Origin of the sequence: Nocardia sp. NPDC050408, from assembly GCF_044458905.1 — a bacterium.
Taxonomy (GTDB): domain Bacteria; phylum Actinomycetota; class Actinomycetes; order Mycobacteriales; family Mycobacteriaceae; genus Nocardia.
On the sequence record NZ_JBITIL010000002.1, the window covers coordinates 194,696 to 209,813 of the forward strand.

13 protein-coding genes are annotated in these 15,118 nt (G+C 64.7%); 4 read left to right on the top strand and 9 right to left on the bottom strand.

The window, feature by feature from the left end:
• Positions 1 to 118: 118 nt before the first annotated feature.
• Positions 119 to 1,213, bottom strand: a complete 1,095-nt coding sequence (locus tag ACIBJI_RS05660; protein ID WP_397083186.1) for a phage tail tip lysozyme — start codon at positions 1,211 to 1,213, stop codon at positions 119 to 121.
• A gap of 155 nt (positions 1,214 to 1,368) precedes the next feature.
• Here ACIBJI_RS05660 and ACIBJI_RS05665 point away from each other — a divergent pair, with 155 nt between their 5' ends.
• Positions 1,369 to 2,133, top strand: a complete 765-nt coding sequence (locus tag ACIBJI_RS05665; RefSeq protein ID WP_396955114.1) for an SDR family oxidoreductase — start codon at positions 1,369 to 1,371, stop codon at positions 2,131 to 2,133.
• Between the two features lie 95 nt (positions 2,134 to 2,228).
• Here the strand turns inward: ACIBJI_RS05665 and ACIBJI_RS05670 are convergent, their stop codons facing one another.
• From ACIBJI_RS05670 to ACIBJI_RS05695, 6 genes are read right to left on the bottom strand one after another with little or no spacing between them, the layout of a single operon-like run.
• Complete coding sequence (locus ACIBJI_RS05670; protein WP_397083188.1) at positions 2,229 to 4,466, bottom strand: MMPL family transporter; 2,238 nt, start codon at positions 4,464 to 4,466, stop codon at positions 2,229 to 2,231.
• Between the two features lie 20 nt (positions 4,467 to 4,486).
• Positions 4,487 to 5,905, bottom strand: coding sequence for a cytochrome P450 (locus ACIBJI_RS05675; RefSeq protein WP_364340402.1), 1,419 nt, complete (start codon positions 5,903 to 5,905; stop codon positions 4,487 to 4,489).
• A 56-nt stretch (positions 5,906 to 5,961) separates the two neighbouring features.
• Entirely contained in the window at positions 5,962 to 7,014 is a 1,053-nt protein-coding gene (locus ACIBJI_RS05680) for an NAD-dependent epimerase/dehydratase family protein (protein WP_397083191.1), read from the bottom strand.
• Positions 6,987 to 8,678, bottom strand: coding sequence for a fatty acid CoA ligase family protein (locus tag ACIBJI_RS05685; protein WP_364340398.1), 1,692 nt, complete (start codon positions 8,676 to 8,678; stop codon positions 6,987 to 6,989). The genes ACIBJI_RS05680 and ACIBJI_RS05685 overlap by 28 nt, the downstream gene beginning before the upstream one ends.
• Positions 8,675 to 9,583 carry a hypothetical protein gene (locus ACIBJI_RS05690; protein WP_364340396.1) on the bottom strand — a complete coding sequence of 303 codons (909 nt, stop codon included), beginning with the start codon at positions 9,581 to 9,583 and terminating at the stop codon, positions 8,675 to 8,677. Before ACIBJI_RS05690 ends, ACIBJI_RS05685 begins: the two co-directional genes overlap by 4 nt.
• 1 nt (position 9,584) lies before the next feature.
• Positions 9,585 to 10,622, bottom strand: coding sequence for a 3-oxoacyl-ACP synthase III family protein (locus tag ACIBJI_RS05695; protein WP_396955109.1), 1,038 nt, complete (start codon positions 10,620 to 10,622; stop codon positions 9,585 to 9,587).
• A 459-nt stretch (positions 10,623 to 11,081) separates the two neighbouring features.
• On the opposite strand from ACIBJI_RS05695, the gene ACIBJI_RS05700 reads away from it, so the two are divergent.
• Positions 11,082 to 12,185: a lycopene cyclase family protein gene (locus ACIBJI_RS05700; RefSeq protein ID WP_397083193.1), complete on the top strand. Its 1,104-nt coding sequence runs from the start codon at positions 11,082 to 11,084 to the stop codon at positions 12,183 to 12,185.
• Positions 12,185 to 13,120, top strand: a complete 936-nt coding sequence (locus ACIBJI_RS05705) for a Ku protein (RefSeq protein WP_396955107.1) — start codon at positions 12,185 to 12,187, stop codon at positions 13,118 to 13,120. The genes ACIBJI_RS05700 and ACIBJI_RS05705 overlap by 1 nt, the downstream gene beginning before the upstream one ends.
• Before the next feature lie 121 nt (positions 13,121 to 13,241).
• Here the strand turns inward: ACIBJI_RS05705 and ACIBJI_RS05710 are convergent, their stop codons facing one another.
• Complete coding sequence (locus tag ACIBJI_RS05710; protein ID WP_364340388.1) at positions 13,242 to 13,619, bottom strand: nuclear transport factor 2 family protein; 378 nt, start codon at positions 13,617 to 13,619, stop codon at positions 13,242 to 13,244.
• Between the two features lie 88 nt (positions 13,620 to 13,707).
• On the opposite strand from ACIBJI_RS05710, the gene ACIBJI_RS05715 reads away from it, so the two are divergent.
• Positions 13,708 to 14,487 (top strand): helix-turn-helix domain-containing protein, encoded by a 780-nt coding sequence (locus ACIBJI_RS05715; RefSeq protein ID WP_397083195.1) that lies wholly within the window; start codon positions 13,708 to 13,710, stop codon positions 14,485 to 14,487.
• A gap of 3 nt (positions 14,488 to 14,490) precedes the next feature.
• On the opposite strand, the gene ACIBJI_RS05720 is transcribed toward ACIBJI_RS05715, so the two are convergent.
• On the bottom strand, positions 14,491 to 15,111 hold the full coding sequence (locus tag ACIBJI_RS05720; protein ID WP_396955106.1) for a hypothetical protein: 621 nt from the start codon (positions 15,109 to 15,111) through the stop codon (positions 14,491 to 14,493).
• Positions 15,112 to 15,118 lie beyond the last annotated feature (7 nt).

Here is a 15,118-nt window from a genome sequence, read left to right on the forward strand (position 1 = left end):
CGGTTGCTGCTCGATTGTGCGACGCGGAGGCGCACAAGAACCACCGATTTTACCCGGCTCAGGAGGTGCTCCTTACACCTGCGATCCAGGTGTGACCGCACTAACTCTCTGCTCGGCGCTAGACCGATACCCCGGCCAGGCTCGACGCGATGCTGTTGGCATTCGCGACGCGCTGACCACGGGCCTCGCCGGAGCTGCGTTCGTAGTACTGATCGAACGCTGCCGCCGCCGCACCTGGCGAGGTCGCCGATGTGAGATGACTGTACGCACCCGACTCACTGCCCTTCAGCTCGTGAATCATGAAATCGACTTGGAGACGCCAGTCGGTGACCGGCCGGTGTTCGCGGTCGTTGGCGGCAAAAGCCTCGAGTGCTGCCCGTCGGCCACCTTCCCACTGGCAAAGGCCGATGGCTCCTTCGCCGGGGTTGTACGCGCCGGTGTCGAAACCCGATTCAACCTGCATGTTGCCCAAGATGCCCGCTGCTTGCGCTGGTGTGAAGCCCTGCTTGAGCAGGTATTGATAGATTTCGCTGGCCGTCGCTTTCTTACCGCCACTGATGGGTTGAGCACTCGCGCGGTTGCCGAGACCTGCGGGTCCGCTGGTGTTGCGACCGTTTCCACCGCTACCGGTATAGGTGGGGAACTGGTTGCCGCTACCGATCGAATTCGGGGCACTTCCGCTGTCGGTCGACTCCGGGTCGGTTATCTTTCCGGCGTGTTCGTCCAGTGCGTCGTGCGCGTCCTTGACTGTCTTCGCCGTTTGGTCGATCTCTTTATCGATCTTATCGATCGTGTTCATCTGCAACTCGATGCTGCGCGGCAATGGCACATCGGTCAGATTCGGCAGATTGTCGTAACTCAGCTCCTGCTTGACAGTGGCCACCAGGCTTTTTACTTCTTTGTTCACGGTGTTGACTAGGTCGGCCGATTCCGACGCGATCTGGGCGATATTGCTGTCCAGCGAGTTCAGATCGTCTCGATATTTTGCGTCGTCACTTTGTTTGGCATGGTATTTCGTGACGAGCTCGCCGGACTTCAGCTGCGACTCCCCTAGGCCCTTCAAATCCTCGACGGTAATCGACTTCGCCGAGCCGTCGCCCATCGCCTTCACCAACTTCGCCAGCGTCGTCTCTATGCGGCTGATGTAGGCGTTGACGATAGGCGCATCCGGGCGCGATGGCAGCGATGTATCGATAGATGTATCGCCAGCCATTGCTCCACACCTTCCGCCGAAACCCTGTCCGGCAGCGTAATCCGATGCGCCGCGACGTCTGTCGTTCGTACTCCCGGCGCTGGGAACACCGAGCTCGAGCGCTGTCCGGCGTCCGCGGGTTCGACGATCCGGCTACTGCGGTAGCGTGCCATCACATGACGACCGATCTGTTGGGCAAGAGCGCACTCGTTTCCGGAGCCAGCCGGGGCATCGGCAAGGCGGTCGCTGCGGAGTTGCTGCGTCGCGGCGCCAATGTGCTGATCACCGCCCGCAAGCCGGAACCGCTGGAGGAGGCGGCCGCCGAACTACGGGCGCTCGGTCATCGGGGCGAGGTCAGCGCGCTGGCGGGCAATTCAGGTGATCCGGACAGCCGGGCCGCCGCGGTGGGTCGGGTGGTTTCGGAATTCGGCTCGTTGGACATCCTGATAAACAACACCGGCATCAATCCGGTCTACGGCTCGCTCATGGATGCCGATCTGGAGGCGGTGCGCAAGATCTTCGATGTCAATGTCGTCGCCGCACTCGGCTACGTGCAGGAGGCATACCGGGCGTGGATGCGCGATCACGGCGGTGCGGTGGTGAATGTGGCCAGTGTCGCCGGGCTGCGCTCGACCGGCGTGATCGCGGCGTACGGCGCCTCCAAGGCCGCACTGATCCGGCTCACCGACGAACTGGCCTGGCAGCTGGGCCCGAATATTCGGGTGAACGCGGTGGCGCCGGGTGTAATCAAAACCAAGTTCGCCGATGCGCTGTACTCGGCAGATGAGGAGCGGGCCGCGAGCGTGTATCCGATGAAGCGACTCGGCGCGCCGGAGGATGTGGCGCAGTTGATCGGATTCCTGGTGTCGGATGAGGCCAAGTGGATTACCGGTGAGACGATCCGCGTCGACGGTGGATTGCTCTCGACCGGCGGAATCTGAGACGCACCAGGGTAACCCGCTGACCAACGGTGGAACCCAACTGTCCCAAGAGCATCGATGGCCGTGCGGCGAATACCGCACGGCCATCGGTATTTCTACACCCGGGCGGGCTGGCGCAGGGCGTCCGGATCGGGCAGCGACGGCGCGGACGGACCTTCGTCGAATCCGAAACGCTCGTGCAGCTTTTCGAGCGGGCCGGGTGCCCACCAGTTCCAGTCACCGAGCAGTTTCATCACCGCGGGCAGCAGGAAGCCGCGGACCAGAGTCGCATCGACCAGCACCGCCAGCGGCAGACCGATGCCGAAGGACTTCATGAAGGTGATGTCCGAGGCCAGGAATCCGAGGAACACCAGGGAGATCAGGACCGCCGCGGCCGTGACGATCCGGCCGATCTTCTCCAGGCCATGGGCAACGGCGGATTCGTTCTTGCCGGTGTGTTCGTACTCTTCGAGGATCCGCGACAGCAGGAATACCTGATAGTCCATGGCCAGACCGAAGGCGACGCCGAAGAGCATGACCGGCACGGTCGGCGGCAGGTCGCCGGTCACGGTGAAATCGAGCAGGCCGGACAGATGCCCGTCCTGGAAGATCCAGACCAGCGCGCCGAAGGTGGCGGTGAGGCTGAGTGCGCTGAGCACGATCGCGACCAGCGGCAATACCACGCTACCGGTCAGCAGGAACAGCACGACCAACATGATGATCACGACGTAGGCCAGTGCGACGGGCAAGACCGAGGTCACCGCATCGAGGGAATCGGCGCTCGCGGCGGCGATACCGCCGACCAACCGCTGCGAGGGTGCGGGCACCGCGCGCAACTCCTTGGCCACCCGGTCCAGCAGCGCCGGATCGCTGGTATCCGGTGTCACCGAAATGTATGCGGCATCCTTGGTTTCGAAGCGCGCATGCTGTGCCATGGCCGGGGCGAGCTGCCCGCCGTGGGCGTAGCTGCCGGTGGCGGTGTCGACGCGACGGACATTGTCGACTTCGGAGAGCTTCCTGGCGTAGGCGTCCAAACCGGACTTGCCGTCGGGCAGCACAACGAACAGTCCGTTGGTGTCGGTCGCGGCGAACTCACGCTGGATGGTCTCGGTGATCTGACGGTTGTTCATCGACTCCGGCAATGCCCGCTCGTCCGGGAAGCCGAGTTTCACACCGAGGAAGGGGGTCCCGAGCAGCAGCAGGAAGGCCGCGACAGCCAGACCGATCGGCACCGGCTTGCGCATCACGAATACCGCGAGCCGATGCCAGAAACCCTCGCCGGGCGCGGGACGTTGCGGACGGAAGAACCAGCCGAGTTGGCCGCGATCGATGCGACTACCGAGCAGCAGCAGAATCGCGGGCAGCACCGTCAGCGATACCGTCGCGGCGATCGCCGCGACCGCCAGCCCGGCATAACCCATGGAACGCACCGCGAGCAGCGGGAAGAACAACAGGCCCGACAGCGCGACCGCGACAGTGACCGCCGAGAAGGCCACGGTGCGTCCGGCCGAGCGCATGGTCGCGGCGACGGCCGGACCGGTCGCGGCGCCTGCGGCCAATTCGTCGCGGTAGCGGCTGATGATCAGCAGGCTGTAATCGATCGCGAGACCGAGGCCGAGCAGGGTTGCCACATTGGTCGCGGTCGCGGCGAGATCGGTGAACAGGGTGATCAGCCACAGCGCGCCCATGGTGATCATCACGGTCACCGCAGCGACGACCAGCGGCAGGCTGGCCGCCACCAAACCGCCGAATACGAACAGCAGGGCGATCAAGGTGATCGGGAAGGCAATGGATTCACCGAGGACGGCGTCCTTCTCGCTCTGCTGCACCGTCTCGTGCAACAACATCGCGTAACCGCCGACGCGCACTTGCACCGGCCCGTGCGTGCCGCCGTAGCGGTCCGCCAGAGCGCCGACCTTCTGATCGACCGCACCCTCCTCGCCGAGAATGCTGGCGACGATCAGCCCCGACTTGCCATCGCCGCTGCGCAGCGCGGGCGACTTGTCCATCCAATAGGACATGACCCCCGCGACACCCGGCTCATCCTTCAGTTTCAGCGCCAACTTCACTGCGGCCGTTGCGGATTCAGTATCGTCGATCGAGGTGTCGCTGTGCACCAGCAGCACGAAGTTCGGCGGCGCCTGACCGAAGGTATCCCGCAGCATCTCGGTTGCCCGGCTGGATTCGCTGCCGGGATCGCTGTAGCCACCGCCCTGCACGTTGTCGAACAATGTCGAGCTGAGCATCCCCATAACCAGCGCGAGCCCGACAAAGATGCCGAGAATCCATTTGCTGCGCCGCGTAGCGACTGCTTGCAGGTCGCTCGAAATGGTCAGCTTGGTCAGTTCGAACACCGCCACACCCTCATCACTAGTTAAGCCGCTCCGCGTTCGCTCCCTGACGAATCCGCGACGTGCCCGGTTTGCACCTGCCTGGCCACCACCCGCATCGGCAGATACTTCGGATGTACCAGGGCGCCGATCACCGTCTCCTGCACCGCGATACCGGGCATCGGGCGCAGGCGCCAGCGCCCGCCGATCGTAGCAACCTGCAGGGCAACCTCGGTGAGCGAGAACACATTTCCCGGGCACTGCCGGGTGCCCATACCGAACGGCAGGTACGCCCCCTTGGGCCGGGACTCCATCGCCGCAGGCAGCCAGCGGTCCGGGTCGAATTCATCGGGATTCGGGAAGATGGCCGGATCCCGGTGCACCGCAACGGGACACACCAGCAACATGGCGCCCTTCGGCAACGCCTTGCCGCCGAGTTCATAGTTCGCGGGCACATCGCGGACGGTCAGCCACGGCGAGTACATGCGCAGGGTCTCTGTGACGATCCGCTTGGTCAGATCGAGCCGTCCGAGATCGGCGAATTCGGCCGGGCGACCACCCAGCACCGCATCGATCTCGGCATGGAAAGCGGCTTCCAGCTCGGGATTTCGGCCCAGCTCGTGGAACACCCAGGACAGCGTCATGCCGGTTGCCTCGGTGCCGCCGACCAGGAAGTTGATCAGCTCGTCGTGCACCTGGGCATCGGTGAGTGCGACACCGTCGTCGTCGCGGGCCTTGATCAGGGTGTCGAGCAGGTCGCCGTGATCCAGATTCGAGTCGGCGGCCAGATCCGCACGGTAAGCGGCGATGATCTTGCTGGTCGCCGACTTCATACCGGCCACAAGCCCTTCGAAGCGGCGATTGCTGGGCAGTGGCAGTTTGTCGATCCAGGCCGGGCGGGTGACGCGGCGGGCGAGCAGCGTCATGACCGGTGTGAGCATCTCGTGGATTTCGGCGCCGGTCTCCGCGCCGAGGTCGCCGCTGAACAGCGCCCCCGCGACGGTGCGCAGCGCGAGGTCGTGCATCTGCGTATTGACGACCACCATTTGACCGTCGCGCCAGGCATCGGCCTGTTCGGCGCCCAGACGCGTCATCACGGTGGCGTACTGCGCGATGCGACCGCGAGCGAAAGCCGGGGCGATCATGCGACGTTCCCGCCTGTGCTGCGGACCGGACAAGACGGTGACGCCCGCGCCGAGCAGCGCCTGCGCGCGATCGATCATCGAACCCTGATCGGACAGCCCGACGAACGCCTCGCGGATCAGCTCCGGTTCGGTGACGACATAGGTGTCGTAGCCCGGAATCTTCACCCGCACCACGGGTCCGAGATCCGACAGCGTCTGCAAGAAGCGGTAGGGTCTGCGGGCGAGGCGGTGTGAATGTCCGATCAGGGGTAAGGCGCCAGGTGCGGTCGGCACCTCGGCGGTACCGGTCGGACGGCTGGCGAGCGGGGTGGTCATCATGCGAGTCTCCTAGGCGTGGAGCGGCTTTCGCTCGAATGCGTGGCGTCGACCGTCGGTCATCCGCGGCCGATGACGGCGTCGACGCCGCCGACCTGTCCGACCCAGTCGATGTAGGCGGCCAGTCCGTCGGCCAGTGAGACCGTCGGCGCGTAGCCGAAATCCCGGGTGGCGGCGCTGGTGTCGTAGGTACTGGAGACGGTCAGCGCCGCGGTGGTCCAACTGGACAGCGGCGGCGCGTAGCGCTCCTTGATCGCGGGCACCCGCCATATGGTGTCGAAAACCGCGATGGCGGCATCGAAGACCGGTTTGGGAATGATGCGGCTGGGTGGCGTCAGGTCCAAGGCGACGGCGAGATCCTTGACGAACTTCCACAGGTCGACATCCTCGGGATCGGCGAGGAAGTAGGCATTGCCCGCGACCTGGTCCGAGCGCGCCGCCTGCAGACAGGCCTGCGCGGCGTGCTCACAGTAGGTGATCGACACCATGACGTTCTTGCCGCCGGAGAGGTCGGGCAGCTTGCCGGACTTCAGCTTTCGCAGCAGCAGCGTCATCCAGCCCGAGGAACGCGGTCCCCAGATCATCCGCGGTCGCAGCGCGCAGGTCACGAAATCCGGGGTGTTGCTGGACAGGACGAGTTGTTCGGCGGCGGCCTTGGTTTCCACGTACAGACTCTTCGGGGCGGTCACATAAGGTTCGGATTCGTCGATGCTGAAGCGGTCGGTGTCATAGGAGGTTGCCACCGACGGGCTGCTGACGAAGACGAACCGGGCGACACCGGCCTGCTGCGCGGCCTTCATCAGCCGCCGGCTGCCCTCGACATTGGCCTCCCAGAACTGCGCGCGGCTGCCGACCTCGGCGACCAGCCCGGCGCTGTGATAGACCACATCGACGCCCTTACATGCGGTGACCAGCGATTCGTAGTCGCCCAGATCGCCTGCCACCGTTTCGATTTCGGGCACCGTCGACAGATGGCCGAGATCGCTCGACGGCCGAACGATGGCGCGCACGTCATCGCCGGCCGCCATCGCGGCGTCGACGATATGGCTGCCGAGGAATCCGGTTGCCCCGGTGACCAATGCCTTCATGACGTCATCCCCTTTCCGGCCCATGCGGCCAATTCCTCGCGCCCGATCTTGGCGTTGTGCCGGATGTCGACCGGGAATCCGGGATGCGCGCGAAACACCTTGATCGCCCTGGTGAATTCGCGTTCGCGTGCGATGGACCACAGCTCCCGCTGCACCCGTGGGATCTCGGATTCCGCCACCCCGGACCGCAATTCGAAGCACAGCACCGGGATCTGTGCACCCGGTTCGCCGATACCGACGAGCGCGGTGCGGTGCACATCCGGGTGGGTGTTGAAGATCTGTTCGCACTGCACGGTGAACAGGTCACCGGCCGCGGTGCGGACCCGCTGGGCCGAGCGGCCGCAGAACCACAGCCGACCGGAGTCGTCCTGCCAGGCCAGATCGCCGACGCGATGCCAGCGGCGCGCGGTGCCGTCCGGACGGGTCTCGTCGATCTTGTTGCGGGCATCGGCGGCGGGGTTGCGATGATAGGCGGTGCTGACTTGCGCACCGGTGGCGACGATTTCGCCGATCTGCCCCGGTGGAAGCACGAGATCGTCGTGCCAGGTGGGTATTTCGTCATCGGAGATGGCGATGATCCGCACCCGTGTATCACTGTCGGATTCCGCGATCGGGCGGCCGACGCAGGTGCCCGCGCCTTCGGCGGTCTGCTTGCGGGTTTCGTCGAGTTCGGACCATTCGAGGGTGGTCAGCGGCAATGCCTCGGTGGCGCCGTAGGTGGTGAAGACGCGCGCGGACTCCCCGAGCGCGGCCCGAACCCCTTCCAGCGCATCCAGATTCGCGGGAGCGCCCATCGAGATGACCCGAACCAGGCTCGGCAACCTGATCCCGGTTCTGGTCAGATATTCGCCGAGCGGACCGAGCAGCGCAGGCGATGCCGTGACATCCGTGGCCTGGAAACTGCGGACCACATCCGTGAGCAATGCCGGATCTGCCTTGGACACCCGCACCGGATCGACCGGTCCGAGCACCACATGCGCACCCTGCAGCAGATCGAAGATGCCGAACAGCGGCACCGAGGTGAGCGAGACGAAACCCGTCGGGCGACCGTGCAACCGCTCGATCACCCGCAGCGAAGCAGCGAATCCGGCCCTCGTGAACTCCACCCCCTTCGCCGGTCCGGTACTGCCGGTGGTGAAGGCGATCATCAGCAGATCGTCGGGCGAATGGGCGATCTCGGGTGCGACCGCACCAGGCGTCTGTCGCATGGCGAGCAAAGTGTGCCCACCCCAGAACGAGCGTCCAGCCGTCACGTGCAGCCGCACCGAACGGAATGTGCGCCGCGCCGCCAACCGCACCAGATGCGCCAGCGGAATCCCGATGAACGCCTGCGCACCGACACTGCGGAAGCAATGCAGCATGCGGCGCACGCCCATACCCGGATCCACCACCACCGGTACCGCACCGACGCGGAACAGCGCGAAGATCACCGCGAACAGATCGGGATCGGGTTCGACCATGACAATGGTCTTGACGCCCTTGCTGATTCCGATCCGTTGGAATGCCGCGGCATAGGCTTCGACTCGCGCGCCGAGTTCGGCGAAGGTCAGCACCGCGAAGTCGAGATCCGTTGCGCGCTGGGCACGTTCTGGATGCGCCACCGTCGGATAGCTGATGGCGGCCAGGTCGGCGCGGTGTCGGATCTGGTGCTCCAGCAGCGCGCTCAGATCCGCGGTCTGCTGATTCACCCCGCACCGCCGGCGGGCACGGTGTAGCTCACGCAGCCCGCGATCGGACCCGATCCGGCGGCGACCAAGAGCAATTCGTCACCAGCCGACAGCTCGCCTGCCTCGAGCAGCTGGTGATAGCCGATGATCAAGCCCGAGCTACCCCCGTCCAGATCGCCGGTCGCGGCCTGATGCGTTCGGGCGAAACCGAATTCGCTCGCCAGGGTGGCCGCGAAGTCGGGCACCGGGTTATTGGTGACCAGCACGCGCTGTCCCTCCGGACGTTCGGCTAGGTACGAGCGAACCGCGGCAAACGCTGCGCCGCTGACCAATTCCGCGTAGTCGTCGGCGACATCGACGGTGATCGAGCGCTGGCCGTCGTTACCCATCGCTTTCAGATCGAGGTACCCGGCGACACCGGGATGAGTGCCGCCCTCGCGCGGCAGCGGCGCCGGAAGGTGCACGCGATCGAAGCCGGTGCCCTCATCGATCCCTTTGGTCACCAGCAATGCGGCACCGACCGCGGCGTAGCGGAAGTCGGCCGGTGCATGTCCGATGCCGCCCGGATGAGCATCGCTGCCGACGATCAGTACCCGCTCGACGGTGCCGTTCTCCAGCAGCGCACCCGCGGCCTGCAATGCGTTGAGCACGCCGCACGCCCCGTTGCGCAGATCGAGCGAGAAACCCGCCCGCGAGGAGCCGACCTGGTAGTCCAGATGCATCCCCAATTCCTTCTGGATCAGAGCGGCATTGGACGGTTCGACGACATTGCTGTCGCGGTAGACGCCGACATTGATCAGCACGTCGATATCGTTCGGCTCGACACCCGCCCCCGAGAGGCACTCCCCGGCCGCCCGCACGGCGTGGTCGATGGAACCGAGGGTGGGGTCGGCGCTGACGGCGGATCGCCGAATAATGAACGACATTTCATCCCACCAATGCGCTGATAGTTGCCGAAAGGACACCGAAGACCATTCCAGAGGCCGTCGGCACCAAACAGATCTTGGCCCCCTTCGGGATCTCGCCTCGGGAAATGTAGTCGTGCAGTACCAGGAAATGCGTACTTGCCCCGGTGTTGCCATACTTTTCCACGGTCGCCAACCGCGGCGGCATCTCGGTGCCGTGAATCTTGCTGCCGGATTCGGCCAGCTTCTCGGTGAATCCGACGCCGAGCTGATGGAACACGATGAAGTCGAACTTCTCGTCGGCGAATGTGGTGCCGCGCTTTGCGAGGATATCGCTGTGGAATTTCGCCCATGTTTCCCGACGCGGCGCGGCCTGCATGGTGAGATTGTCGGTCAACATGATCATGTTTTCGCTGGCATCGCTCGGTTTGGCGATACACAATGGCGAATACTCGGCGCAAGTCGTCAGATCGACGTAGTGCAGCACGTCTTCCTCGTCGACCGCCGGGTCGAGAATGACCGCGATCGCGGCATCGGCGAGAGTGAGTGCGGCGAACTGTGGATCGCGCGCATCCATGGCCTCGGCGAGGGCGCCTTCGGTTACCGGCGAGATCACCTCGGGCGTGACGACCATGCCATTGCGCACCGCACCCGCGCGAATCAGATTGTCCAGCAGATAGATTCCGGTCATGGTGCCGCCACAGGCATTCGCCACGTCATAGCCGGAGGCATTGACCGCACCGATGCGCCGGGCGATCTCCTGCGACGCCGACGGTTCGAAGACCATATGGAATCCATCATGCACAGTAGTGCCGCCACAGATGATGATGTCCAGTTCGGCGGCGTCTAAACCGGATTTCGCCAGCGCGTCCGCCGCAGCCCGCACGCCGAGGGTGAGGGTGTCCTCACTGGCGCGGTCGACCATATAGCGGTGACCGATGCCGGTAATTCGCTCGACGTCGAACTCGCCGCCGCTTGTCATCCGACTCAGTACTTCTGAAGTGGTGTATTCGCCGGCCGGTAGGGCGGCTCCAAGGGCGCGTAATCGGGAAGAATTCACCGTAGCGGTCCTTTCGACAGAGACGGGCAGCACGAACTTCCCGGCTGGCACGACAATGGCCGCGGGCAGACGATGCGGGAATTCCGTTCCACAGGATCAAGGGAACAGAAAGTTCCGAAATCAACATTGATTTCGGCAATCGGATCAGGATTGCCCGACCCTGGGCAATCCGTTCGACAACGCCGAGCATACGGCGCACCGGACATTGTGACCAGCCGGACGATGACACGAGGCTACTGGCGAGTCACATCGTTGCTGGAAAAGCGAGATCTGACATGATCGCATTATGAAGAATGTCACCGTCGATATCCGTGAACTATCACAACGCAACGGTGACCCGACCGCGCGACAGTAGGCTCCGCACGACCGACGAACCGCGCCGACAACGAAGGGGTGCGCCCTGCACGCCACCGAACTCGCTGTGCCACACCGACATCCGCGCTCGACATCGGATAGGCGATGACCGCGGATCTGATCGTCTGCGGACTCGGACCCGCCGGTCGCGCGCTCGCGCACCGCTGTCTCGCGCACGGAATGTCGGTCACCGCAATCGATCCGGTGCCGGATAGGCGCTGGTCGGCGACGTACGCAGGCTGGCACGACGAGCTGCCACGATGGTTGGATCCGGCGGCCATAGCCAGCACCGTGGCGCATCCGACGGCCTGGGGTACCAGGCCGCATCGACTCGACCGAACCTATGTCGTCTTCAACTCCGCACGGTTGCGGGATTCCCTGAATCTCGACGGCGCACAAATAGTTACCGATCGGGTCGTCGAAATTCGGCACAACACAGTAACTTTGGCTTCGGAAACAAGATTCAGCGCCAAACGTGTTATCGACGCACGAGGAATTCAGCGCTCCCCCGAACTCGCCGAGCAAACCGCGTACGGCGTAATCGTGCGACGCGGCGCCGACATCACACCCCTGTTCATGGACTGGCGGGCGGACAACGGCGCGGAACCCGGTGCGCCACGGTCGTTTCTGTACGCGGTGCCGTTGAGTGCGGAGACGATGTTGCTGGAGGAGACCTGCCTCGCCGGTCGTCCCGCTCTCGACACCGCCGTGCTGCGCGACCGACTGCACCACCGGTTGCGTTCGCGCGGAATCGAACTCACCGGGTCCGAACCTGTGGAACGCGTGCGGTTCCCGGTTCAGGGCGGCCACCCTGGACAGGGGCGATTCGGCGCGGCGGGCGCATTCACCCATCCCGCAACGGGTTACAGCGTCACCGCATCGCTGGCCGCCGCCGACACCGTCGCCCTCGATTCGTCGGCGTGGCCGGCTCGAGCCCGAGCGGTACACGCGTTGCGGTCGGCAGGCCTGCGTGCGCTGCTCGCTCTACCGCCCGAGGACCTTCCCGTCTTCTTCGATGCCTTCTTCACTCTGCCGCCGCAACTACAACGGGCCTATCTATCGGGTCGCACCGATCTCGGCGGCACCGTCGCCGCCATGCGCACCCTCTTCGCCACCCTGCCAGCACCGCTGCGTCGGCGCGTCGCGACCGCGACACTCGGGATTCCGATTCGCTCGCCTATTCGAATGGGTTCGTCCATCATGGAGTAATGGCACGAGCTATCTGGAAAGGCTCGATTGCGTTCGGGCTGGTAAACGTCCCTGTCAAGGTGTACACGGCTACCGAGGACCACGACATTCGGTTCCACCAGGTGCATGCCAAGGACGGTGGGCGGATCAAATACGACCGCGTCTGCACGGTCTGCGGCAAGTCCGTGCAGTACGCCGATATCGATAAGGCCTATGAGTCCCCCGAGGGGGACAAGGTCATCCTGACCGACGAGGACTTCTCGAAGCTGCCCGCCGCCGAGAAGCACGAGATTCCGGTGTTGCAGTTCGTACCCAACGACCAGATCGACCCGATCCTGTTCGAGAAGAGCTACTACCTCGAACCCGACTCGAACACCCCCAAGGCCTACGTGCTGCTGGCGACCACACTGGAGCGCATCGATCGGACCGCGCTCGTGCATTTCACGCTGCGGCAGAAGACCCGCCTCTCGGCGCTGCGAGTACGCGACGGTGTACTGGTACTGCAGACCCTGCTGTGGCCCGATGAGGTGCGTTCCGTCGATTTCGAATCGCTGGACGGTGTCGCCGAGCCGAAGGCGCAGGAGATCAAGATGGCCGAGACGCTGGTCGAGACCATGTCCGACGATTTCGATCCCGAGCAATACACCGATGAGTACCAGATCGAGCTGCAGAAGGTGCTCGACGAGGCCATCGCCAGCGGCACGGGGAAGGTCGTCAGTCAGCCAGAGGAAGCGCCCGCCGCGATGGACGCGGAGGTCGTCGACCTGGTCGCCGCACTGCAACGCAGTCTGGAGGCCAGTGGGCGGCGGACCGCGGAGAGTTCCGGCAAGGCAGCCGCCGAGCCCAAGGCAAAGGCGGCACCGGCGAAGAAGTCCGCCAAAACTGCGGCCAAGAAGACCGCCGCCAAGCCCGCCAAGAAGACCGCGAAGAAAGCAGCGGCCCGCAAGGGCGCATAACCGACCGTTGGCACACTCCCCAGCAAACCGCGCCCTGCCTGCAGTGCCGCCGGGCACCAAGCGGGCGCTGATCCGCGGCGGCCGATTGACCGGTGCGGAGTGCGACGCCCGCTGGGCCGGATCAGAACATGCCGTGCGGGAGTTGATCAGCGTCGGGCACCGGCTGTACGACATCCCAGTGCTCGGTGATCACGCCGTCGACCAGCCGCCAGATATCCACCACCGCCACGCCGCGGGCATCGTCTGGGGCGATCATGTGGTAGTGCACGACGGCGTATTCGTCATCGGTGATGACCCGTTTGATATCGAGTCGGGCGGCGGCCACCGGCGCGTTCGCGATGAACTCGACGAAGGCGTCGCGGCCGGACGGATTACCAGGACTGTGCTCGATAAAGTTCTCGTGCAACAGGTTTCGCAGTATCTCGACATTGCCCCGACTGAACTCGGCCAAGCCGTGCAGTACGAGATCCTTGTTGCGGATTGCCAGGTTGTTCGTCATGCCGGTAACCGTCGCAAGAGCGTGGTACGCCTGTCGATTACCAGGCATGTAATGGCGGCGCCCCACGCGGCGTGGTGATACTGGCCGGGTGGATAGCGAACATCTCGTCGGGGCGATGCTGCGCGAGTGGCGGCTGCGGCGCAGGCTCAGTCAGCTCGAATTGTCCGTGCAATCGGGCATTTCGACGCGGCATGTGAGTTTCGTCGAGACCGGGCGCACCGTTCCGAGTCCGGCGATGGTCGAGCGGTTCGCCCACCATCTGGACATCCCGTTACGCGAACGCAATCGGCTGCTGGTCGCGGCCGGGTATGCGCCGACGTACCGGCATCGCGCACTCGACGATCCGGATCTTGCGCAGGCGCGCGCCGCGGTCCGGCGGGTACTCGATGCCCACGAACCGTTTCCGGCGCTGGCCATCGATCGACAGTGGAATCTGTTGTTCGCCAATAGGGCAGCGGAAGTGTTCTTCGAGGGGGTGGCCGCGGAACTGCTGGAGCCACCCATCAACATGATGCGAATCGGTCTGCATCCCAAGGGGTTCGCGCCGCGCGTGCGGAATATCGAGCAGCTGCGTGGGTTCCTGCTGCCACGACTCGCGCGGCAGGCGGAGCTGTCCGGCGATCCCGAATTGGCCGCGCTGCATATGGAACTGAGTGCGTTCGCATCCGAAGCCGTTCTCCCGCAGGTCGATCCATCCGAGGTCGCACTGTCGATCCAGCTCGAGCACCGCGGCACACAGCTGTCGCTGTTCAATACGATCATGCGCTTCGGTGCGGCCTTCGATGTGACGCTCGACGAGATCGCCATCGAGTCCTACTTTCCTGCCGATCGGACCACCAGCGCCTACCTGCACGCACTCCCCAGGTGATCTTCAGGACTCGGCGGCCCGCGCTTTACCTTCTTCGAAGAAGTCGAGGAGGGCGGCGGCGTTGTTCACCTCCTCGCGCGAGCGCAGCGCGCCGAACGGGGCATTCCAGAATTCGCCGGTGCGCGGCGCCCATGGGCCGACATAGGCGTACGGTTCCGGATGCGCCGAATCTCCCGGTGACACACCGTAATTGACCTCATTGACGGTGCTGGACAGATCGAAATGCTCCGGCCACAGCACCGGGATGACATCGGGCGCCGTGCAGCGCAGCGTCGAATCCCCGAGCGCGAACCAGTCCGCGATGATGCTCGCGGCCTGCGGATCGACTGCGAGCTGGTCGCCGGGGTCGACTCCGGTGGTGTCGGTGTAGACATCGGCCGGTGCCTCGGGTTGGAAGCCCGCGGCGGCGGCGACCTTGTCGAAGGTACCCACGAGCGCGACCCGACCTTCCGGCCACACCAGATCGGTGCCGACCACCGACACCGGCCACTGCGCACCACCGAAACCACCGTGCACCACCCGTAGTCGGATGGTCCCGAACCGCCGATATTGTGGGCCCGCGATCAACAACTCCCCCACCGCGTGCAGCGCGAGCCGGGTGTCCTGATACGTGATGTCGTCCACCCGGAAA

Bases quoted from the DNA above. Each gene is read 5' to 3' on its own strand.
- ACIBJI_RS05660 (WP_397083186.1), bottom strand. From the start codon at position 1,213: ATGGCTGGCGATACATCTATCGATACATCGCTGCCATCGCGCCCGGAT.
- ACIBJI_RS05665 (WP_396955114.1), top strand. From the start codon at position 1,369: ATGACGACCGATCTGTTGGGCAAGAGCGCACTCGTTTCCGGAGCCAGC.
- ACIBJI_RS05675 (WP_364340402.1), bottom strand. From the start codon at position 5,905: ATGATGACCACCCCGCTCGCCAGCCGTCCGACCGGTACCGCCGAGGTG.
- ACIBJI_RS05680 (WP_397083191.1), bottom strand. From the start codon at position 7,014: ATGGGCCGGAAAGGGGATGACGTCATGAAGGCATTGGTCACCGGGGCA.
- ACIBJI_RS05690 (WP_364340396.1), bottom strand. From the start codon at position 9,583: ATGTCGTTCATTATTCGGCGATCCGCCGTCAGCGCCGACCCCACCCTC.
- ACIBJI_RS05700 (WP_397083193.1), top strand. From the start codon at position 11,082: ATGACCGCGGATCTGATCGTCTGCGGACTCGGACCCGCCGGTCGCGCG.
- ACIBJI_RS05705 (WP_396955107.1), top strand. From the start codon at position 12,185: ATGGCACGAGCTATCTGGAAAGGCTCGATTGCGTTCGGGCTGGTAAAC.
- ACIBJI_RS05710 (WP_364340388.1), bottom strand. From the start codon at position 13,619: ATGACGAACAACCTGGCAATCCGCAACAAGGATCTCGTACTGCACGGC.